The 18,022-nt window shown below is 64.9% G+C and carries 20 protein-coding genes; 2 read left to right on the top strand and 18 right to left on the bottom strand.

The window, feature by feature from the left end:
• Positions 1–71: 71 nt before the first annotated feature.
• Together typA and OKA04_RS21035 are read right to left on the bottom strand one after the other, a co-directional pair.
• Positions 72–1,916 carry a translational GTPase TypA gene (gene typA, locus OKA04_RS21030; RefSeq protein WP_264503186.1) on the bottom strand — a complete coding sequence of 615 codons (1,845 nt, stop codon included), beginning with the start codon at positions 1,914–1,916 and terminating at the stop codon, positions 72–74.
• A gap of 120 nt (positions 1,917–2,036) precedes the next feature.
• Positions 2,037–2,645, bottom strand: a complete 609-nt coding sequence (locus OKA04_RS21035) for a TetR/AcrR family transcriptional regulator (RefSeq protein WP_264503187.1) — start codon at positions 2,643–2,645, stop codon at positions 2,037–2,039.
• Between the two features lie 93 nt (positions 2,646–2,738).
• Here OKA04_RS21035 and trxA point away from each other — a divergent pair, with 93 nt between their 5' ends.
• Together trxA and OKA04_RS21045 are read left to right on the top strand one after the other, a co-directional pair.
• Positions 2,739–3,053, top strand: coding sequence for a thioredoxin (gene trxA / locus OKA04_RS21040; protein WP_264503188.1), 315 nt, complete (start codon positions 2,739–2,741; stop codon positions 3,051–3,053).
• A 71-nt stretch (positions 3,054–3,124) separates the two neighbouring features.
• Positions 3,125–4,324, top strand: a complete 1,200-nt coding sequence (locus tag OKA04_RS21045) for an MFS transporter (RefSeq protein ID WP_264503189.1) — start codon at positions 3,125–3,127, stop codon at positions 4,322–4,324.
• A gap of 2 nt (positions 4,325–4,326) precedes the next feature.
• On the opposite strand, the gene OKA04_RS21050 is transcribed toward OKA04_RS21045, so the two are convergent.
• The 16 genes from OKA04_RS21050 to OKA04_RS21125 all read right to left on the bottom strand — a co-directional run bounded on the left by OKA04_RS21050 (position 4,327) and on the right by OKA04_RS21125 (position 17,788).
• Positions 4,327–5,598, bottom strand: coding sequence for a leucine-rich repeat-containing protein kinase family protein (locus OKA04_RS21050; RefSeq protein ID WP_264503190.1), 1,272 nt, complete (start codon positions 5,596–5,598; stop codon positions 4,327–4,329).
• Between the two features lie 85 nt (positions 5,599–5,683).
• Positions 5,684–6,442 carry a hypothetical protein gene (locus OKA04_RS21055; protein WP_264503191.1) on the bottom strand — a complete coding sequence of 253 codons (759 nt, stop codon included), beginning with the start codon at positions 6,440–6,442 and terminating at the stop codon, positions 5,684–5,686.
• Between the two features lie 42 nt (positions 6,443–6,484).
• On the bottom strand, positions 6,485–6,919 hold the full coding sequence (locus OKA04_RS21060) for a YiiD C-terminal domain-containing protein (RefSeq protein WP_264503192.1): 435 nt from the start codon (positions 6,917–6,919) through the stop codon (positions 6,485–6,487).
• On the bottom strand, positions 6,916–7,344 hold the full coding sequence (gene rpiB, locus OKA04_RS21065) for a ribose 5-phosphate isomerase B (protein WP_264503193.1): 429 nt from the start codon (positions 7,342–7,344) through the stop codon (positions 6,916–6,918). Before rpiB ends, OKA04_RS21060 begins: the two co-directional genes overlap by 4 nt.
• A gap of 294 nt (positions 7,345–7,638) precedes the next feature.
• Complete coding sequence (locus OKA04_RS21070; protein ID WP_264503194.1) at positions 7,639–8,307, bottom strand: response regulator; 669 nt, start codon at positions 8,305–8,307, stop codon at positions 7,639–7,641.
• Positions 8,304–9,287, bottom strand: a complete 984-nt coding sequence (locus tag OKA04_RS21075; protein ID WP_264503195.1) for a sensor histidine kinase — start codon at positions 9,285–9,287, stop codon at positions 8,304–8,306. Before OKA04_RS21075 ends, OKA04_RS21070 begins: the two co-directional genes overlap by 4 nt.
• Positions 9,288–9,331: 44 nt before the next feature.
• Positions 9,332–10,036, bottom strand: a complete 705-nt coding sequence (locus tag OKA04_RS21080) for a histidine phosphatase family protein (protein WP_264503196.1) — start codon at positions 10,034–10,036, stop codon at positions 9,332–9,334.
• Positions 10,037–10,055: 19 nt separating this feature from the next.
• The gene (locus OKA04_RS21085; protein ID WP_264503197.1) at positions 10,056–10,694 is read right to left on the bottom strand and encodes an alpha/beta hydrolase; all 639 of its coding nucleotides are present in this window, start codon (positions 10,692–10,694) and stop codon (positions 10,056–10,058) included.
• On the bottom strand, positions 10,691–11,638 hold the full coding sequence (locus OKA04_RS21090; RefSeq protein WP_264503198.1) for a ring-cleaving dioxygenase: 948 nt from the start codon (positions 11,636–11,638) through the stop codon (positions 10,691–10,693). Before OKA04_RS21090 ends, OKA04_RS21085 begins: the two co-directional genes overlap by 4 nt.
• A 14-nt stretch (positions 11,639–11,652) precedes the next feature.
• Complete coding sequence (locus OKA04_RS21095) at positions 11,653–12,003, bottom strand: cupin domain-containing protein (protein WP_264503199.1); 351 nt, start codon at positions 12,001–12,003, stop codon at positions 11,653–11,655.
• Positions 12,004–12,100: 97 nt separating this feature from the next.
• Complete coding sequence (locus OKA04_RS21100) at positions 12,101–12,853, bottom strand: glucose 1-dehydrogenase (RefSeq protein ID WP_264503200.1); 753 nt, start codon at positions 12,851–12,853, stop codon at positions 12,101–12,103.
• Positions 12,854–12,859: 6 nt separating this feature from the next.
• Positions 12,860–13,690 carry an alpha/beta fold hydrolase gene (locus tag OKA04_RS21105; RefSeq protein WP_264503201.1) on the bottom strand — a complete coding sequence of 277 codons (831 nt, stop codon included), beginning with the start codon at positions 13,688–13,690 and terminating at the stop codon, positions 12,860–12,862.
• Between the two features lie 27 nt (positions 13,691–13,717).
• Positions 13,718–14,209, bottom strand: a complete 492-nt coding sequence (locus OKA04_RS21110; protein WP_264503202.1) for a peroxiredoxin family protein — start codon at positions 14,207–14,209, stop codon at positions 13,718–13,720.
• Positions 14,209–14,955 (bottom strand): hypothetical protein, encoded by a 747-nt coding sequence (locus OKA04_RS21115; RefSeq protein WP_264503203.1) that lies wholly within the window; start codon positions 14,953–14,955, stop codon positions 14,209–14,211. The genes OKA04_RS21110 and OKA04_RS21115 overlap by 1 nt, the downstream gene beginning before the upstream one ends.
• 112 nt (positions 14,956–15,067) lie before the next feature.
• Positions 15,068–15,889, bottom strand: a complete 822-nt coding sequence (locus tag OKA04_RS21120) for an alpha/beta hydrolase (RefSeq protein ID WP_264503204.1) — start codon at positions 15,887–15,889, stop codon at positions 15,068–15,070.
• Between the two features lie 111 nt (positions 15,890–16,000).
• On the bottom strand, positions 16,001–17,788 hold the full coding sequence (locus OKA04_RS21125) for an amidohydrolase (RefSeq protein WP_264503205.1): 1,788 nt from the start codon (positions 17,786–17,788) through the stop codon (positions 16,001–16,003).
• Positions 17,789–18,022 lie beyond the last annotated feature (234 nt).

The raw sequence follows: 18,022 nt of genomic DNA on the forward strand, positions 1-18,022 counted from the left end.
CTCTCGGAAGAGGACGGCCCGTGCAGGGAAGGATAGGAGGGAAAACGTGGGTTTCTCTCTCTTACTTGGGATCAGCCGCGGTTGCTGCGGTCCTCGTAGTTGAGGCCCTTGGCGGCGCGCTTGCGGGCATTCGCATCGAGGATGCGCTTGCGCAGGCGGATATTCTGCGGCGTGGCTTCCACGAGCTCGTCGGCGTCGATGTATTCGATCGCGCGCTCGAGCGAGAAGCGGATGGCCGGGGTGAGCTTCGAGGTCTTGTCCTTGCCGGAGGAGCGCATGTTGTCTAGGTGCTTCTCCTTCACCGGGTTCACCGGCAGGTCGCCGACGCGGGGGTTTTCACCCACCAGCATGCCTTCATAGACGGCATCGCCGGGAGCGACGAAGAGCACACCGCGCTCCTCGAGCATCTGCAGCGAGTAGGGCGTGGCGGCACCGGAATCCATCGAGACCAGCGTGCCGGTCGTGCGGTTCTGGATTTCGCCGGCGTGCGGGGCGTACTCCTTGAAGAGGTGGCTCATGATGCCGTGGCCGGAGGTCAGGTTGACCAGCTCGGTCTCGAAGCCGATGAGGCCACGGGTGGGGATGCATGCCTGGATGAAGACGCGGCCGCTGGCCTCGGTATCCATGTGCTCCATCATGCCCTTGCGGTTCATGAGGATCTTCAGGATGCCCTGGGTGTAGTCGCCGGGAGCCTCGACGTAGAGGGTCTCGAAGGGCTCGAGGATCTTGCCATTGTCATCCTTGCGGAAGATCACGACCGGGCGGGAGACGAGGACTTCGAAGCCCTCGCGGCGCATCTGCTCGACCAGCACCGCGATCTGCATCGCGCCACGGGCGGAGACATTGAAGACGCCGGACGTATCGGTGTCTTCCACGGTGATGGAGATGTTCGTCTTCAGCTCGCGCATCAGGCGGTCGCGGATGGCGCGGGACGTGACGTGCTTGCCTTCCTTGCCGGCCAGCGGGCCGTCATTGATGGAGAACTGCATCGACACGGTCGGCGGGTCGATGGCGACGAAGGGAAGCGGCTCCTGGTCCGAGGTGCCGGCGATGGTTTCGCCGATGTTCACGTTGTCGATGCCTGCGGCGACACCCACGATGCCACCGGCGCTGCAGCCTTCGGAGTCGGTGGTGGCGAGACCGGAGTAGCTGAAGGTCTTCATCACCTTCGACTGCTGCTTGGTGCCGTCCTCGCGGAGCAGCCAGACGGTGTCGCCCTTCTTCACGCTGCCGCCGAGGACCTTGCCCACGGCGACGCGGCCGACGTAGTCGTCCCACTCGATGTTCGAGACGAGCATGAGGAAAGGAGCATCCGGATCGGCCTTTGGCGCGGGGATGTGCTCGATGATCTTCTTGAGAAGAGGCACGCAGTCCTTCCGCTCGTCATCGGGGCTGTCCATGAAGTAACCGTCACGGGCGGAGCCGTAGCTGAAGGGAGCATTGAACTGCTCTTCATCGGCATCGAGGTCGAGAAGGAGCTCCAGCACCTGGTCGTGCACCTTCATCGGGGTGGCGAGCGGGCGGTCGATCTTGTTGACCACCACGATCGGCTTGAGGCCTTCCTGCATCGCCTTGCGCAGCACGAAGCGGGTCTGCGCCTGCGGGCCGCCGGAGGCGTCCACCACGAGGAGCACGCCGTCCACCATCTTCATCACGCGCTCCACCTCGGCGCCGAAGTCGGCGTGGCCCGGGGTATCGACGATGTTGATCGTGTAGCCTTCCCAGTGAATGGAGGTGTTCTTGGCCTTGATGGTGATGCCCTTTTCCTTTTCGAGGTCCATCGAGTCCATCGCGCGCTCCTGCTGCGCCTGGTTGTCGCGGTAGGTACCGCCGGCTTGGAGGAGCTGATCGACGAGGGTGGTTTTCCCGTGGTCAACGTGGGCGATAATGGCGAGGTTGCGGATCTTCAGGGACATGGCGGCGTTGGCCCGGGCGCGGGCGGGGCGGGGCTATGGACGCTTTTGCCCCGCTTGGCAAGGGGTAAGCACGTGGCGTTCCTGCCACGGACCGCTAAAAATCAGTCCCGGAGGGCGGATTCAGGTCGGCCAGGCCTCCATCGCCTGCTCGGCGACGCCCCTCAGCTCGCACCCGGTCGCCCGGCTCGCGGCCTGCACCGCCAGCCCCTGGATCACCGTGGAAACGTAGCGGGCCAGCCGCTTCGTGTCCACGCTGGCAAGGAATTCCCCCTCCTCCTTCGCCCTCGCGAATCGCTCCTCGATCGACCGCAGGGTCTCGCACCGCACCGTCACCAGCTCCTGCTTCACGGACGTCGCCTCGTCACCGCAGGCGAGCGCGCTCTGGATGGAAAGGCATCCGCAGGGATTCTCCGGATCGCTCAAAAGATTCACCGCACCCGCCAGCAGCTTTTCCGCCGCCTCCCGCGCCGTCGAGGCTTCCAGCGCCAATGCCACATACGAGGCCGGGCCTTCGCAGTAGCGGATCAGTGCCTTCCGGAAGAGCGCCTCCTTGTTCCCGAAGGCCGCGTAGAGACTGGGGCGGTTGATGCCCATCGCTTCCGTCAGGTCGGCCATGGATGCCCCCTCGTAGCCCTTTTCCCAAAAGACACGCAGCGCCCGGTCCAGCGCCACGTCGGCGTCGAACGCGCGCGGGCGACCGATGGGCGATGGGGTCTCACTGGGTTTCATACCTGACGGTAAAAAATGTCGCTTGACCCCGGCTTGTCCAGCGGATAGATATATACCGTTCGTTACATAAACCCCTCATCGAAGGGGCACGATATGAAAACCATCGAACTCAACAGCGACACCTTCGATGCCGCGCTTGCCGGCACCGACCAGCCCGTGCTTGTGGACTTCTGGGCCTCATGGTGCGGCCCTTGTAAAATGATCGGCCCCGTGGTCGACCAGATCGCCACCGAGCAGGAAGGCAAGGCCCTCGTCGCCAAGGTGGACGTGGATGCCCACCCCGAGCTTGCCCGGCGCTTCGGCGTCAAGGCGATCCCCACCCTGATCGTCTTCAAGAACGGCGAGGCGGTGAATGTCTTCCGCGGCGTGCAGGACAAGGCGGTTCTTCTGGCCGCATTGGCCGCCTGATTGCTTCTCCGGAGCGTGGTGCCCTTCCCCTTCATTTGAAGGCGAGTGCCACGCTCCTTTCATTTTCCATCATGACGGATTCATCCCGGGGCGAACGCTCGATCCTGCCCATCATACTTCTCTCCGCCGCCGGGTTCACCGTGCTGACCACCGAGTTCGTGATCGTGGGCCTGCTGCCCGCGATGGCTCGCGATCTCGGGGTCAGCGTGTCTCGCGCGGGACTGCTGGTGACCTTGTTCGCCTTCACCGTGGCCGTGGTCGGACCGCCGCTCACGGCGTCGTTTTCGCGCTTCGAGAGGAAGCGGCTTTTCGTCACCACGCTGCTGCTGTTCGCGTTGTCGAACCTGCTCGCGGCGACCGCGCCGAACTTCGGCATCATGGCCTTCGCCCGCTTCATTCCTGCGGTGATGCTGCCCGTCTTCTGGGCGCTGGCCAGTGAAACGGCCGTCGCCATCACGGGTCCCGAACGCGCGGGGAAAGCGATCTCGATGGTGTCCTTCGGCATCGTGGCCGCGACCATTTTTGGCATTCCCATCGGCACCTTGGTCGCGGATGCCTTCGGCTGGCGTATTGCCTTTGCTTCACTGGCGGTGCTTTCCTTGATCAAGGCAGCCCTGCTTTTCTTCGTCCTTCCCGTGATCGAGGGGAAGAAAGAGTCCGCCCCGGTCACCTCGCAACTGGGCATCCTGCGGGATCCGATCGTCAGCGGCCATGTGTTGCTCTCGCTCCTCGTCTTCGCCGGGATGTTCACGGCCTACACCTACCTCGCCGATATCCTCGAGCGCCTCGGTGGCTTCGATGGCACCACGGTCGGCTGGATCCTGATGGGCTTCGGCGGCGTGGGAATGATCGGCAACTGGCTCGGCGGTCGCCTCGTGGACCGCAGCCCGCTCGGAGCCTCGATCGCCTTCAGCGCGCCGATTGCACTCGCGATGATCCTGCTGGTGCCTGTCGTGAAGTCTTACGCGATGCTCGCCCTGGTCCTCGCGGTCTGGGGCATCGCACAGGCGGCGCTCTTCACCGTGTCCCACGTCCGGGTCATGAAGTCCGCTTCCGCCAATGCAGCTCTCGGGGCGTCCCTCAATATCTCGGGCGCGAACATGGGCATCGGCCTCGGAGCGATCATCGGAGGGCGCGTGATCGATGGCTTTGGGCTCCAGCATGTGGGCTGGGCCGCGGCCGGCGTCATCGGCCTTTCCATCGCCGCCGCCTTCGTGCTGATGACGACGCGGTCGCCCGGCGTTGTTGCCCCCTGCCCCGAGGCCGAGTGACCCTACACCAGCGCGGCCAGTTTCCGGAGCACTTCAGAAAACGACGGACGCAGCGTGGGTTCCACCGAGAGGCAGTGTTCCTGCAGCCTCCTCAGACATGCGGATTCCGAATCGCAGTGATCTAACAATTCCCCGAGCAGGCGACCGAAGGCCAGCACCTCGATCTTCTCGAACCTCGCATCGCCCGCCGGATAAAACGACGCCGCGCCGAAGTCTCCCAGCATCGCGTGGCCATCCGCATCCCGCAGGACATTGTGCGCGTAGAAGTCGCCGTGGAGGATTCCCTTCGCATGCAGTGCCGCCCCCGCGGAGGCGAGGCCGCGAGCGATCTTTCCCACCACGGGCAGGCTGAACGATTCCCCGGGCGCATAGACATCACGACTGCAAGTGGCGAAGTCGGGCGGCCCGGCAAGCGGACGATACTCCGGCCCAATGCGATCTATGACCAATCCCGCCGCACCCGCGGGATGCCCCGCCAGATCCCCGAGGACCGGGATGAAGCCCGGATGGCTCCCGGCGGCGAGACTGGCGCGGCGCTCGCTATCCGGCAGGCCGTCGCTGGTGATGCTGCCCTTGAAGATTTTCAGGGCAACGGAGCGACCATCGGAAATCCTCCGGGCCGCATGAATCACCCCGGACGCGCCCTCGCCAAGCTTTTCATCGATCCGGAGATCCGCCCAAGGAATCGTGGCGGCCCCGGTGGCCTCCGGCGAAGGCGCACACGGGTTTCCCGCGAAGGCGAGCCACGCGAGACTCGGCATCTCCAGCAGCCACGGCGGCAGTGACTCGAAGCGATTCGCCGCGAGCCGGATGAGTTCCAGATTCGTGCAGGCGGCCATTTCTTCCGGCAGGCCCGCGAGGCGGTTGCCGGAAAGCATGAGCTTCTGGAGCGGTCGGCAATTTCCAATCGAGGCGGGCAGCGCTTCGATCCGGTTGTCGGTCAGGATCAGCCACCGCAGCGAGGGCGGCAGCGCCTCCACCCGCGCGATGCTGTTCGACTTGAAGCCGACCATGGAAAGCCCCGCGCACTCCGCGATGACCGACGGGACGTGACTGAAGTCATTCTCCGAGCAAAAGAGGATGCGGAGCTTCCCCAGCCGCGGCAGGTCATCGGGGAGATCGGCGAGGCGATTCCCGGAGAGATTCAGCACCTCCAGCGAGTCCGCGAGGTCGAAGATCTCCCGCGGGAACTCCCTCAGCCCGCAGGAAAGATCGAGCCGCGTGGCCCCGGCGAGCTGGCCAGCGCGGAGGAGGGTGAGGGTGTCGGAAGACATGGTGATTCAAATGAGCCTTCGCAGCAGCAGCTACCCTTACGAACGGGATCAATGTTCCTTGGAATGCCTCACGCCAAAATGCAGCTCAGCCAACCGGAAACGCGCCAATGGCTCGTATACCTTGGTCGGAAGCCTCGTAAACTTCGGTCGAGACTGGATAAGCTGAATTCGAGTATTCCCTGACAACCACACGTCCAAGACGACCTGTGAGGGCCACATGCTCGGCTGCCCAGAGGTAAATGAAATCCCGATCCGGCACGACGGCAAGCAGAGGCCAACCTAGCCTCGGCCCCAAAACGTCTTTCAAATTGGGCGCGAGCAGGAGAGCAGCCTTGAAAGGAAGCGTGGTCTCCAAATAGCCGAGTGGCACCCCATCGATGTCCGACACTTGGAAGGTGGCTGACTCCAATGCCTTTGCGAGGTTTTCAAATGCTCGTTCCCCCGCCTCGATCTCGCTCAAGACGAGCGTATCCAGCATGTCAGCCGTCACCCAACTGATCAGCCGGTCGTCGGAAGAGACGTGGACTAGCACTCGGTCGACCCGGTCACTGAGCGCCTCACGGATCTCGGCGCATTCCTCGTAATCATTTGGCTCCAGACTCCAGAAAAGCCGATCCGCCGATAAATCTGTATCGGACTCCGGCGAAGCCGCGAGGACAGCATCCACGAAGCGCGAGATGCGCCCGATATCGCCGTCACTCTTCACATCACGCTGCAGGTTTTCCAAGCTCACCAGGAGCTGGCCATCTCCGACTTTTATCGAATGTCGCATGGACTCCGGGTCGATGGTGAAAGCGACACCCCTGCTCCTCAGTTCGTCTTCAAACCTCTCCCTGACGTCCATGATGATAGAGAATGACCTTTTGCCCGGGTTCGCAAAACAAAGCTACCGCACCGCCACGAAGTCCCCGCGGAAGTGCAGGCAGATCCGGCCGGCTTCCTCCATCTCCACCTCCAGGCTGATCCTTGCCTTGCCCGCCTTGGCAAAGGTCGCGCGGAAGTCCGCGAGCTTGCGCTCGTCTGGTCGCCGGCAGATCGCGCGCAGCGTGCCGGTCACGGGGTGGCGGTAGTCCAGCTCGCTGCGGCGGATCACCACGTGCGCGTCGCGGTCATCGAGCGAATGCCAGAGGCACGCGTAGCCAGTGAGGGTCGCGAGCGCGGCGAGGCTGCCGCCGAATGCCGTGCCGAGGTGGTTGTGATTCGGCTCCAGCGGCGCGGTGAGGATGAAGGTCTCGGCGTCCGACGACTCCACCCGCACTCCCATCGCGCGGGCGAGCGGGATCTTCTCGTGCAAGAAGGCCTCGATCTCGGCGGGGCTCATGCGTCGAGTTCGTGGATGCGCTCCACGTGCCGGCCACCCTCGAAGTGCGTGGCGAGGAAAGTATCAACGATGGCAAGGGCGGTGCGCAGGTCGATCACACGCTCGCCGAGCGAGAGGACATTCGCGTCGTTGTGCTGGCGGGCCAGCTTCGCGGTCTCGACATTCCAGCACAGCGCGCAGCGGACGCCCTTGATGCGGTTCGCGGCCATCGCCTCACCATTGCCGGAGCCGCCGAGCACGATGCCGCAGCTATACTTCCCCTCGGCCACGCCCAGCGCGACCTCGCGGATGAAGGGCACGTAGGAAACAGGGGCCTCGGAGTCGGTGCCGACATCGATGACGGTGATGTCCCGGGCTCGGAGCTGGGCGATGATTTCCCGCTTGTACGAGAAACCGGCGTGGTCGGATCCAATGGCGATTTTCATGTGTGTGGACAGCAGTGCACGGGCACGCCCTACCCTCACGGGCGGCGACTCCCGACTCCTCAACTTGCACGCCACCGCCCGGCTTGCCAAGCCGCCATCCCACCATCCGTACATAGGCCGCACCGGCACCCCCGTCAGATTACATGTCCCCCCCGGGCCAGAGGTGATGAGACGGGTGATGCCAGTGCTGATGAAATCATGCACCTTCACACGGCCCGCGTCCATCCGACCGCGGCCCGATTTCCTCCGCCGAACACCCGGACAATCCTGTAAGGCACCACCCCTACGCCACCCTCACTCGTTCGGATGATCGCGCCGCCATGCAATGGCCTGGCGCAGGAGCTCGGAGGCGTCCTTCAGCTCCAGCTTCTCCTTGATGCGGGTGCGGTAGGTCTCGACCGTCTTCACGTCGAGGCCCAGTTGCTCCGCGATCTGGCGCGTGCCGAAGCCCTCGCCGACGAGGCCGAAGACCTGCAACTCCCGGTCCGAGAGGACATCCAGCGAACGCACCGCGCCCTTCGTCTTCCCCAGCATGCGGGACAGGATCTCGGCGGAAAGCTCCTCGCTCAGGAAAACCTTTCCCGCCATGACCTGGCGGATCGCATCGAGGATCTTGCGGGTGGCTTCCTGCTTCGTGATGTAGCCGTGTGCCCCGGCGCGGATCACGCGCTCGGCGTAGAGATTCTCATCCTGCATCGACAGCACCAGGATCAGCAGATCCGGGTACATCACGCGCAGGTCCTTGATGAGGTCGAGGCCGTTCGAGCGCTTCAGCGTGAGATCCACGATGGCCAGCTTCGGATTCACCCGGCCCACCAGCTCCAGCGCACCGGCACGGTCCTCTGCCTCGCCGCAGACGGAGAGGTCGGGCTCGCGATTGATGACTTCCGCGAGGCGCTCGCGGACCATCGGATGATCGTCCACCAGGACGATCGTGGCATGGGCATTCGCTGTGGAGGTCATCGGACGATCGGGGCTGAGGGAGATGAAACACAACGCACGCGGGTGCCGCCATCTTTTCCCGCGGAGATGTCGATTTCCGCGCCGATCGCCCGCGCGCGGTAGTCCATGATGTGCAGGCCCATGCCGCCGCCGCGGGTATCGCGGGTGATGCCCGCGCCATCGTCCTCCACCACCAGCTCGAAGTCGCCGTCACGGGTGAAGAAGCGGATCGCGATCATCGAGGCGGACGCGTGCTTGATCGCATTGTTCAGCGCCTCCTGGGCGATGCGGTAGAGATGGATCGCGGCCGCCTTGTCGAGGCCGGACGGATTTCCCGAGACCTCCGCGATGCAGCGGACACCGGTGTGGCGCGAGGTGCTGCGGGCCAGGTCGCGCAGCGCGGTCTCCAGGCCCTCCTCCTCCAGCGGCACCGGGTGGAGGCCCTTCGCGATGTCACGCGCCTGGCCGATGGACTCGTCGATGGACTTCGCGATGCGCTCGGCATCCGCAGCTTCCGGCGCGGACTTTTCCTCCAGCGTGCGCTGGAGCAGACCGGCGGAGAAGGCGGTGGCCACGAGTTGCTGGCACAGCCCATCGTGCAGGTCCTGGCCGATGCGTGCCTGCTCCGACTCGCGGGCGTCGAGAATGCGGCGCTCCAGCTTCAGGCGGGTGCGCACCTCGTCCTCCAGCCGCGCGGTGCGATCATGCACGCGGGCTTCCAGCGTTTCATTCAGCCTGCGCAGCGAGGTGACCAGCCACACGGCCACCAGCAGGACGCCGAGGCGCAGGGTGGAATTCCAGTAGGGCAGGTACTTCGGGATCAGAGGCCCGGACGTCACCAGGTCGGCATACAGCGAGACGGCCGTGGCGAAGATGGAGAAGAGGATGCTCGTCCGCGTCCGCGCGTGCCGCGTGACGAGCAGCACCGGCAGCAGGTAGAAGAAGGCACTGCTGAGCTGCGGCTCGATGTGCGTGTCCACGGAGCCGATGAGCAGGACCATGAGGGTCCCGATCACCACCACCTGCCAGGGCCTTGAGGGGAGAGTCACTGACCTCCCTTATCCGATGCGGCTTCCGCAGACCACCATTTCGAGAGGCAGGCCCCGGCGATGCCCGGGATGGCCAGGCCGGACTCGGAATAGTGCGAGCTGTCATTGAAGAGCATCAGCCGCGCCCGCACCGGGTCCTTGAAATCGACGATGTTCAGCGCCGCGGGATCCTGGTCGAGATTGTCGCGATAGCGCCGGGGATCGAAGCCGAGCAGCGAGCTGAGCAGCAGGCGGATGGTCGCCTTGTGCGAGACGACGATGACCGGCTTGCCCTGGTGATTCTTCACGATGTCGAGCAGCGCGGGCAGCGCGCGGGCGGTGACCTCCAGGCCCGTCTCGCCTCCCGGCGGCGCGTAGGTGAAGGGATCGCGATCCCACGCCGTGACTTCTTCCGGGTAGGCGGTCTCCACCTCGTCCCGCGTCATCTGCTCCCAGTGGCCGTGGGAGATTTCCTTCAGCCCGTCCCGCGCGATCACCTTGCTGCCATGCGGCGCGGCGAGGATGCTGGCGGTCTCCATCGTGCGGCCCAGCGGTGAGGCATAGACGGCATCCACGGGGATGAGGCTGAGCCGCTCGGCCAGGCGGCGGACCTGTGCCCTGCCCTCCTCGGACAGCTCGACATCGGTCGAGCCGGCGAAGCGGTCTTCGGCAGTGAGCACGGTCGCGCCGTGGCGGATGAGGAAAATGCGGGTGACGGACATGCGCGTCGAAGGGAAGCGATCAGGCGTCCTTCTTCCAGCCGGAAATCCGTTCACTCAGCCATGCAATTTCCTCGGGGAAGACCGTGTGGTCGTAGCCGCGGAAAATCTGCTTCGTGAGTGCCGTATTCGACCGGGATAGGATCTCCACGCTCTCCTCCACGAGCGGCAGCGGGATATGCGGATCGTGGTCCGCGCAGGCGACCAGCACCGGAGTCTGCTGGAGATCCGCAGGCTGCCGCTCCACACCCGGCGGCCCGATCAAGGAGCTGCTGAGACCCGCGATGAGGCCGTAGCGGCGGGGATTCCGGTGTGCATACTCCAGCGCGAGGCAGCCGCCCTGCGAGAAGCCCGCGATGGCGATGCGCTCCTCCGGGATGCCCGCGGCACGGGCTTCACTGACGAGCTGGTCCACCAGTGCGAGCGCGCTGGAAAGCCACGGCTCATTCTCCTCCAGCGGGACGAAGAAGCGCTGCGGATACCAGGTGAACTGCGTAGCCTGGGGTGCCAGCACCGCGAGGTCGTCCGCAGGCAGGTAGCCCGCGAGACCGGCGATGTCCTCGGCATCCGCCCCGCGGCCATGCAGCAGGATCAGCACGCCGGAGGCATCCGCGAGCGACTTGCCGCGGCGCAAAGTACGGGAAACATCGTGGATGCTCATGACAAGGTGGTGGCGGGGTTCAGGGGTGGCAGGATTTTCTCGATGCGGGCACGCAGGTGCTCGTGCTGCCTTGGCAGCTTGAGGCCGGTGCCCAGCGCATCCGGGTCCTCATCGACCGCGAAGCCGGGATTTTCCGTCGCGATCTCGAAGAGAATGCCACCCTTTTCACGATAGTAGATCGAGTGGAAATAGTCGCGGTCCATCACCGGCGAGACCTGGTAGCCGGACCTCTGCAGCTCGGCCTGCTTCCGCAGCTCCGTCTCGTCGTCCGGCACGCTCCACGCGATGTGGTGGATGGTCCCGGAGCCGCCGAGCCCGCGCGGGCCCGCACTCTGGATGACATCCGCATAGCGCCCCGAGCCACCGAGCCCGGCCTCGAAGCGGGCGCGATCTCCCTCGCGCTTCACGAGGCGGAAGCCCATCTCCATGGAAAGCAGCGCCTCGGTCGGCGTGGCAAAGGCGACCGTCAGCTCTGCCGTGTGCAGCCCGCGCAAGGCGTGCTCCGCCGTGATGCCCGCACCGGTCCAGCCGCTGCGGCTGTCATCGGCCACGGCCACGATCTCGACGGGGATCTGGTCCGGATCGGCGAAAGCAAGCACGTCCTCGCCGAAGCGGGTCTTCCGCTCGACCGCGATGCCGTGCTTCTCCAGCCGCTCCTGCCAGTAGCCGAGCGAGCCCTCCGGCGCGGAGAAAACCAGCGCCGTGGTCTGGCCGCTGCCGACGCGACCGCGCGCATCATGGCCGGGCCAGTAGAAGAAGGTCACGATGCTGCCGGGCGAGCCGTTTTCATCACCATAGTAGAGGTGATAGGCGGAGGGATCGTCGAAGTTGACGGTCTTCTTCACCATGCGCAATCCGAGCAGGCCGGCATAGAAATCGATGTTCCTCTGCGGGTCGCTGGCGATGGCGGTGACGTGGTGGATGCCTGTGATTTCCGGTTTCATGATCGTGGTTCCTTTCAAAAGATGGGGATGAAGATGGAGCGCCGCACGCCCGTGCTGAGCTGCCGGGTGCGATGGCCGCGGCCCTCTGTGTCCTCCAGCAGGAGGACGTCGCCGCCGCCGAACTCGCGGACCTCGCCGTCGCCGGTCTCGATGGAGATGCGGCCGTCTAACAAGATGATCCACTGCCTCCGCGGGGCCGGATGCCAGTCGTAGTCGTAGCTGGCATCCGTCTCGCGGAAGACGATGGCACCGGCAGGCAGGTCGGCGGACAAGCGGCCGATCTGCCCGGCATCCTCCAGCGGGATGGCGATGTCCTCGAAGCGGGTGACCCCGTCGGCATCGGCGTGGATTCGGGTGGCGTTCACGGCATGAGACTATGACGCGGATGGCCATCCGGGAAATGCCACCTGCGAGGGCTGAGCATGATACCGCGACATGCCCAGCCCTCCGTGGAGGCATCCATCAGATCCCGAATCCACCGTCCACGCCGAGCGTGATGCCCGTGGTGAAGCCGGACAGCGGCGAGCAGAGATAGAGCACCGCCTCCGCGATCTCCTCCGGCTTTCCGAAGCGGCCCACGGGATGCAGGCCGGTCATGTAGGCCAGCGCCTGCGGGTCGCTGCGGAAGCCCGCCGTCATGTCCGTCTCGATCACCGCGGGGCACACCGCATTGACGCGCACGCCGGACTTCGCGTTCTCCAGCGCCGCGCTTTTCGTGAGGCCGATGACGGCAGACTTGCTGGCATTGTAGATCGCGGAATTCGGCACGGGTCGTATCCCGAGCACCGAGGCGTTGTTCACGATGACGCCGCCGCCGGACTTCTCGATGGCGGGGATCTGGTGCTTCAGGCACAGCGCCACGCCGCCGACATTGATCGCCAGCGTCCGCTGGATGATGTCCGCCGTCACCCCGGTGATGGGCCCGTGCTCAAGGTGAATGCCGGCATTGTTGAAGGCGAAGTCGAGCCGCCCGAACTTGTCGAGCGTCGTGGCGACGAGGTTCGCAATGTCGGCTTCCTCCGCGATGTCCGTCCGCACGAAGAGGCCCTGCCCGCCCGCCTGTGCGATGAGCCCGACGGACTCCGCGCCCTCGCTTTCACGACGGCCCGCGACGACGACGCTCGCCCCCTGCGCCGCGAAGGCGATGGCCGTCGCGCGCCCGATCCCGGCGGTGCCGCCGGTGACGATGATGACCTTTCCCGCGTGAGTTTTCATCGTTCGTTATGAGCGTGCGAACTCCAGCAGGTCGGCATTGAGCTGATCCTTCGCGGTGTCGCCCAGGCTGTGGCCGCCACCGGGATAGATCTTCAGCTCGGCTACCGGGACCAGCTTCGAGGAAAGCATGGCCGAGGCACCGATGGGCACGATCTGGTCGTCATCGCCGTGGATGATGAGCGTCGGCACGTCGATCTTCTTCAGGTCCTCCGTGAAGTCGGTCTCGGAGAATGCCTTGATGCAGTCGTAGGCGTTCTTGTGCCCGGACATCATGCCCTGCAGCCACCACGACTGGATGAGTCCCTGCGAGACCTTCGCCCCCGGGCGATTGAAGCCGAAGAAAGGACCGCTCGCGACGTCGAGGAAGAACTGCGCGCGATCCGCCAGATACGCCGCGCGGAAGCCGTCGAAGACCTCCATCGGCAGGCCGCCGGGATTCGCATCCGTCTTCAGCATGATGGGCGGCACGGCACCCATCAGCACGGCCTTCTTCACGCGCCTCGTGCCATGGCGGCCGATGTAGCGCGCGACCTCGCCGCCGCCGGTGGAGTGGCCGATCATCACGGCGTCCTTCACATCGAGGTGGTCGAAGAGCTCCGCGAGATCGTCGGCATACTGGTCCATGTGATTGCCTTCCCAGGGCTGGCTGGAGCGCCCGTGGCCGCGGCGGTCATGGGCGATGCAGCGGAAGCCGTGCGACGCGAGGTGGAACATCTGGGCCTCCCACGCATCGGCCGTCAGCGGCCAGCCGTGGCTGAAGGTGACGACCGGGCCGTCCTTCGGACCCCAGTCCTTGTAGTAGATCGTGGTTCCGTCCTTGGTGGTTATGGTGCTCATGGTGTCTTATGGGGTTGGGGATTTTTTTCAGGGAGCGGGCTCGTCGATCAGTTGCTGGATCGCCGCGCCCACGGCGAGATCCTCGACCTGGCCCATCTTGTGCGCGCGGAGCATCCCGGCGCGGTCGATGAGGAGCAGGCTGGGCGTGCCGCGCATTTCATAGCGGCGCATCGTCTGCGGGATGCGGTCGTCGCCGGCGACATCGATGCCCACGGGGACCTTCACGCGGAACTCATGCAGGAAGACCCGCAGCGCCTCCGCATTCATCACCGCGTGATGCTCGAAGACGGTGTGGATCCCGATGACCGCGACATCGCGCGGATCGAAGAACTGGAAAAGCTTCGTCGTCTGCGGCACTCCGTGGAGCACGCAGCCGGGGCACAGCATCTGGAATGCATGCAACACGACCACGCGCCCGCGGAGATCCGCCAACCCGACCGGCCCGTCCGCATTCAGCCACTCCGCCACGCTCCACTCCGGAGCGGGCACGGGCTTGGCGAGCAGGAGCGGATTCGTCATCACCGTGTCTTGTAAGGCAGGCTCAGATCCTTCGAGGCGACGGAGTACACCTCATACACGCCCAGCATCGGCTTCGCCATGCACGAGGTATTCACCTGCATGTAGCAGGTCACGCCGTCGAAGTTGAACTTCGTCTTGTTCCGGATGAAATACGCCGGGACGATGGCGCGGATCGTATTCCCCCGCTCCACGACGGAGTGGCCCGCGGCGTCGAGATACATGGGCATGCCGCAATTCGTCGGCGGCAACACCACGCTCTTGTCCTCCTTCTTGAATTCCTTCACCGACAGCCCGCCGGGCACGCGGTCGTCCTTCGCGAGCAGCGCCCAGTGGGTGTGGTAGATCACCTTGTCATCGTCATACTTGCCATTCGCGTCCTCGTCCCACAGCGGCGTGTCGTCAAAGTCGGGATGCGAGGTGATGGCCAGCGCCACGATGCCCTCGGCATCACCCATGCCCACGTCGGCGGCCTTCAGGCTGGTGGGGAAGACATAGGCAACAACGGGTGCTCCATCGAGCTTGCCCACGGCCTTCGGCACGGTCTTCCCGGCGGGGCCTTCGAGATCCATGCTGAAGACCATCAGGTCCAGGTCGTCCTTGTATTCGACCGAGACGTTCTTGATCTTCAGGCTGGGCGACTTCGCCAGCGCGGGGTCGTTGTTCAGCTTCACCTCGCACGCGCGGAGCGGCACCGGGAGGAGGGAGAGGCCCAGAAGGGCTAGCATCGGGAGGGGATTCGTTTTCATGTCGTTTCGAATGATGTTTCTTCAATGACATCCGAGATACGGCACGCACCGACCCGGACTCATATCATTTTGGAATCTCGCATCAACTCGTGACAAACTTCCTCCGGCATTGTCAGGCGACGCCCGATTTTGCCTCCGCCCACGAGAGCGCGTGCGCGGCGACCTCCTCCCAGCCGGTCTCGGCGATGATGTAGTGGCTGCGGCCGGGGAATTCCTTGAACTCCGTGACCGCACCGGAGCGATACTTGAGGAAGTTCTTCCGGTTCAGCGCGGACGGCATGATGACGTCCTTTTCGCCGCCGATCAGCAGCAGCGGCGCGCGCCTGGAATTGGTGAAGTCGATGGAGGTCGGTGCCTTCCCCATGAAGTTGGCGAGCGCCGCCTGGAAGATCGCCCGGCCGGAAGCAGGGATCGCGACGCTTTCATAAGCCTCGCGCACCTCCGACTCCGACAGCGTGTTCGCAAAGACCTTCCAGAACTGCTCCAGCGTAAAGAGGAAGGTCCCTTTGAAGGTCGCCGGCTTCAGGAAGGCCGGGGTCAGGGCGAGGTAGGTGGAGAGCGGGAGGAGGTACACGCCCTTCGGCGGCACGGAATCGATCGCCACCCCGGCCGCACCATAGCCCCGGTCGATGAGCACCTGCGTGATAACCCCGCCATAGGAGTGCCCCATGATGATGGGCGGCTCCGGCAAGGAGCGGATGATCTCCGCGTAATGGCCGATCACCTCCTCCGCGCCCACGCCATTCAGCGCGGAGGGATCGCGGCGCATGGCGGCGGCATCATCGCCCACGCCCGGCCAGGCCGGTGCGAGCACCTCGTAGCCACGGGATTCATAGTAGTGGCGGAACTTGTCCCAGCAATGCGGCGTGACCCACAGGCCGTGGATCAGCACGATGGTTCGCTTCGCGGGAGATAAGGTGGCAGTGGCGGTCATAAGGGAGGGAAATGACAAAGGCTCATCCCTTCATGGGTCTCCCTCCCCGCCCGTGACGGACTTTTTCGAATGCATCGAAAAGAGCCCGTCACGCATCGCTCCTGCGCCGCATCAGAAGGCAAAGCAATCGCAACCGCTGCCCCACAGCGGGCCGGGCGCGGGTGCGGAGCGTGGACCTGACTTCGGCGACAGGGTGCGGCCGTCCCAATGCGGCGCGCCGTAGCCGCCGAGTGTCGCCACCGGCGACCACTCCGGCAGCACCGGGATGGCCGGTGCATCGTGCTCGCGGAAGGGACCCGCGGCATACACCGGCTTGCCGCCGACGAGCGTGAGCACCGATTGCAGGTCGCGGATCTCTTCCTCAGCGACGGACATGTAGTCGTCGCTCGTCACCACGAGGTCCGCATGCTGGCCGGGGATGATGCGGCCCTTCACATCGTCCTCGCCCGAGAACCACGCGCTGCCGGCGGTGTAGAGCCGCAGCGCTTCCTCACGCGCCATGCGGTTCTCCTCCGGGTAGAGCTCCAGCCCGCCGACCGTGCGGCCGCTGACGAGCCAGTAGAGCGAGTTGAAGGGATTGTAGTTCGCCACGCGCGTCGCGTCCGTGCCCGCCCCGACCGGGATGCCCATCTCGAGCATCCGTCTAACAGGTGGCGTGCGCTCCGCGGCCTTCGCACCATAGCGGTCCACGAAGTATTCCCCCTGGAATGCCATGCGGTGCTGGATGGCGATGCCGCCGCCCAGCGCCTTCACCCGCTCCAGATTCCGGTCGCTGATCGTCTCGCAGTGGTCGAGGAACCAGCGGAGATCGTGCAGCGGCACCTCGCGATTCACCCGCTCGAAGACATCGAGGAAACGCGAGATGCTCTCGTCGTAGGTCGCGTGCAGCCGGAAGGGCCAGCGGTTCGAAGCGAGCGACGTCACGACGACTTCCAGCTCCTCTTCCAGCGATGGCGCGAGATCGGGCCGCGGCTCCAGGAAGTCCTCGAAGTCCGCGGCGGAGAAGACGAGCATTTCACCCGCGCCATTCATGCGGAAGAAGGCATCGCCATCACCGGGCTTCGTCATCTTCATCCAGCGGGCGAAGTCGTCCTTCTCCTCCTTCGGCTTTTGCGTGAAGAGATTGTAGGCGATGCGAACGGTGAGCTGCTCGCGATCATGCAGGTGGCGGATGATCTCGTAGTCCTCGGGGTAGTTCTGGAATCCGCCGCCGGCATCGATGCAACTGGTCACGCCGAGGCGATTCAGCTCGCGCATGAAGTGGCGGGTGGAGTTAAGCTGGTGCTCGGGTGGTAGCTTCGGGCCCTTCGCCAGCGTGGCGTAGAGGATCATCGCATTTGGCCGGGCGATGAGCAGGCCGGTGGGATTGCCATGCTTGTCGCGCTGGATTTCCCCGCCCGGAGGATTCGGCGTGTCCTTCGTGTACCCGCAGGCGCGCAGCGCGGCCTGATTGAGCAGGGCGCGGCAGTAGAGATGGAGGATGAAGACGGGCGTGTCCGGCGCGGCGGCATTCAGCTCGTCAAGCGTGGGCATGCGCTGCTCCACGAATTGGAACTCGCTCCACGATCCCACCACGCGCACCCACTGGCCGGTCGGCGTCGCGGCAGCCTGGATCTTCAGCATGCGCATCGCCTCGGCGAGCGACGGGATGCCATCCCAGCGCAGCTCCAGGTTGTAATTCAGGCCGCCGCGGATGAGGTGGAGGTGCGAGTCATTCAGGCCCGGGATCACGCGGTGGCCTTGCAGGTCGATGACCTTCGTCTGCGGCCCAGGTTGGATTTCCTCGTCGCTCGTGGCGAGGATGCGGCCGTCCTTGATCGCGACATGCTTCGCCTCCGGCTTCGCGGGGTCCAGCGTGGTGACGCGACCGTTCTTCAGGATGAGATCGGGTATGTTCATAAAGTCGTGGTTTTCCCCCTGGGAGCGCGGAGCCACCGGCCCGCAGAAGTAATCTGGCGCGCGTATCCAAGTGCAGGGACCGCATCGCCTTCGCGTAGCTGTTTCTCCGGGGAGATCACATGATGAGGACCGAGCCCCACGGTGCTTCTGCGGGCCGGTGGCTCTGTATAGACCGGGGACATAGGTAGCAGGTGTTCGGGGACATGGGTTACACCTTCAAGGAGGAGGAAACCA

Origin of the sequence: Luteolibacter flavescens (genome assembly GCF_025950085.1) — a bacterium.
Classification (GTDB): Bacteria; Verrucomicrobiota; Verrucomicrobiia; order Verrucomicrobiales; family Akkermansiaceae; genus Haloferula; species Haloferula flavescens.

What these genes read in the sequence shown, in the direction of transcription:
- OKA04_RS21050 (WP_264503190.1), bottom strand. Translation starts at nt 5,598, where the DNA reads ATGTCTTCCGACACCCTCACCCTCCTCCGCGCTGGCCAGCTCGCCGGG.
- OKA04_RS21120 (WP_264503204.1), bottom strand. Translation starts at nt 15,889, where the DNA reads ATGACCGCCACTGCCACCTTATCTCCCGCGAAGCGAACCATCGTGCTG.
- OKA04_RS21080 (WP_264503196.1), bottom strand. Translation starts at nt 10,036, where the DNA reads ATGTCCGTCACCCGCATTTTCCTCATCCGCCACGGCGCGACCGTGCTC.
- OKA04_RS21100 (WP_264503200.1), bottom strand. Translation starts at nt 12,853, where the DNA reads ATGAAAACTCACGCGGGAAAGGTCATCATCGTCACCGGCGGCACCGCC.
- OKA04_RS21060 (WP_264503192.1), bottom strand. Translation starts at nt 6,919, where the DNA reads ATGAGCCCCGCCGAGATCGAGGCCTTCTTGCACGAGAAGATCCCGCTC.
- OKA04_RS21090 (WP_264503198.1), bottom strand. Translation starts at nt 11,638, where the DNA reads ATGAAACCGGAAATCACAGGCATCCACCACGTCACCGCCATCGCCAGC.
- OKA04_RS21070 (WP_264503194.1), bottom strand. Translation starts at nt 8,307, where the DNA reads ATGACCTCCACAGCGAATGCCCATGCCACGATCGTCCTGGTGGACGAT.
- OKA04_RS21125 (WP_264503205.1), bottom strand. Translation starts at nt 17,788, where the DNA reads ATGAACATACCCGATCTCATCCTGAAGAACGGTCGCGTCACCACGCTG.
- OKA04_RS21085 (WP_264503197.1), bottom strand. Translation starts at nt 10,694, where the DNA reads ATGAGCATCCACGATGTTTCCCGTACTTTGCGCCGCGGCAAGTCGCTC.
- OKA04_RS21115 (WP_264503203.1), bottom strand. Translation starts at nt 14,955, where the DNA reads ATGAAAACGAATCCCCTCCCGATGCTAGCCCTTCTGGGCCTCTCCCTC.
- OKA04_RS21105 (WP_264503201.1), bottom strand. Translation starts at nt 13,690, where the DNA reads ATGAGCACCATAACCACCAAGGACGGAACCACGATCTACTACAAGGAC.
- OKA04_RS21055 (WP_264503191.1), bottom strand. Translation starts at nt 6,442, where the DNA reads ATGGACGTCAGGGAGAGGTTTGAAGACGAACTGAGGAGCAGGGGTGTC.
- OKA04_RS21075 (WP_264503195.1), bottom strand. Translation starts at nt 9,287, where the DNA reads ATGGTCCTGCTCATCGGCTCCGTGGACACGCACATCGAGCCGCAGCTC.
- typA (WP_264503186.1), bottom strand. Translation starts at nt 1,916, where the DNA reads ATGTCCCTGAAGATCCGCAACCTCGCCATTATCGCCCACGTTGACCAC.
- OKA04_RS21045 (WP_264503189.1), top strand. Translation starts at nt 3,125, where the DNA reads ATGACGGATTCATCCCGGGGCGAACGCTCGATCCTGCCCATCATACTT.
- OKA04_RS21035 (WP_264503187.1), bottom strand. Translation starts at nt 2,645, where the DNA reads ATGAAACCCAGTGAGACCCCATCGCCCATCGGTCGCCCGCGCGCGTTC.
- trxA (WP_264503188.1), top strand. Translation starts at nt 2,739, where the DNA reads ATGAAAACCATCGAACTCAACAGCGACACCTTCGATGCCGCGCTTGCC.
- rpiB (WP_264503193.1), bottom strand. Translation starts at nt 7,344, where the DNA reads ATGAAAATCGCCATTGGATCCGACCACGCCGGTTTCTCGTACAAGCGG.
- OKA04_RS21110 (WP_264503202.1), bottom strand. Translation starts at nt 14,209, where the DNA reads ATGACGAATCCGCTCCTGCTCGCCAAGCCCGTGCCCGCTCCGGAGTGG.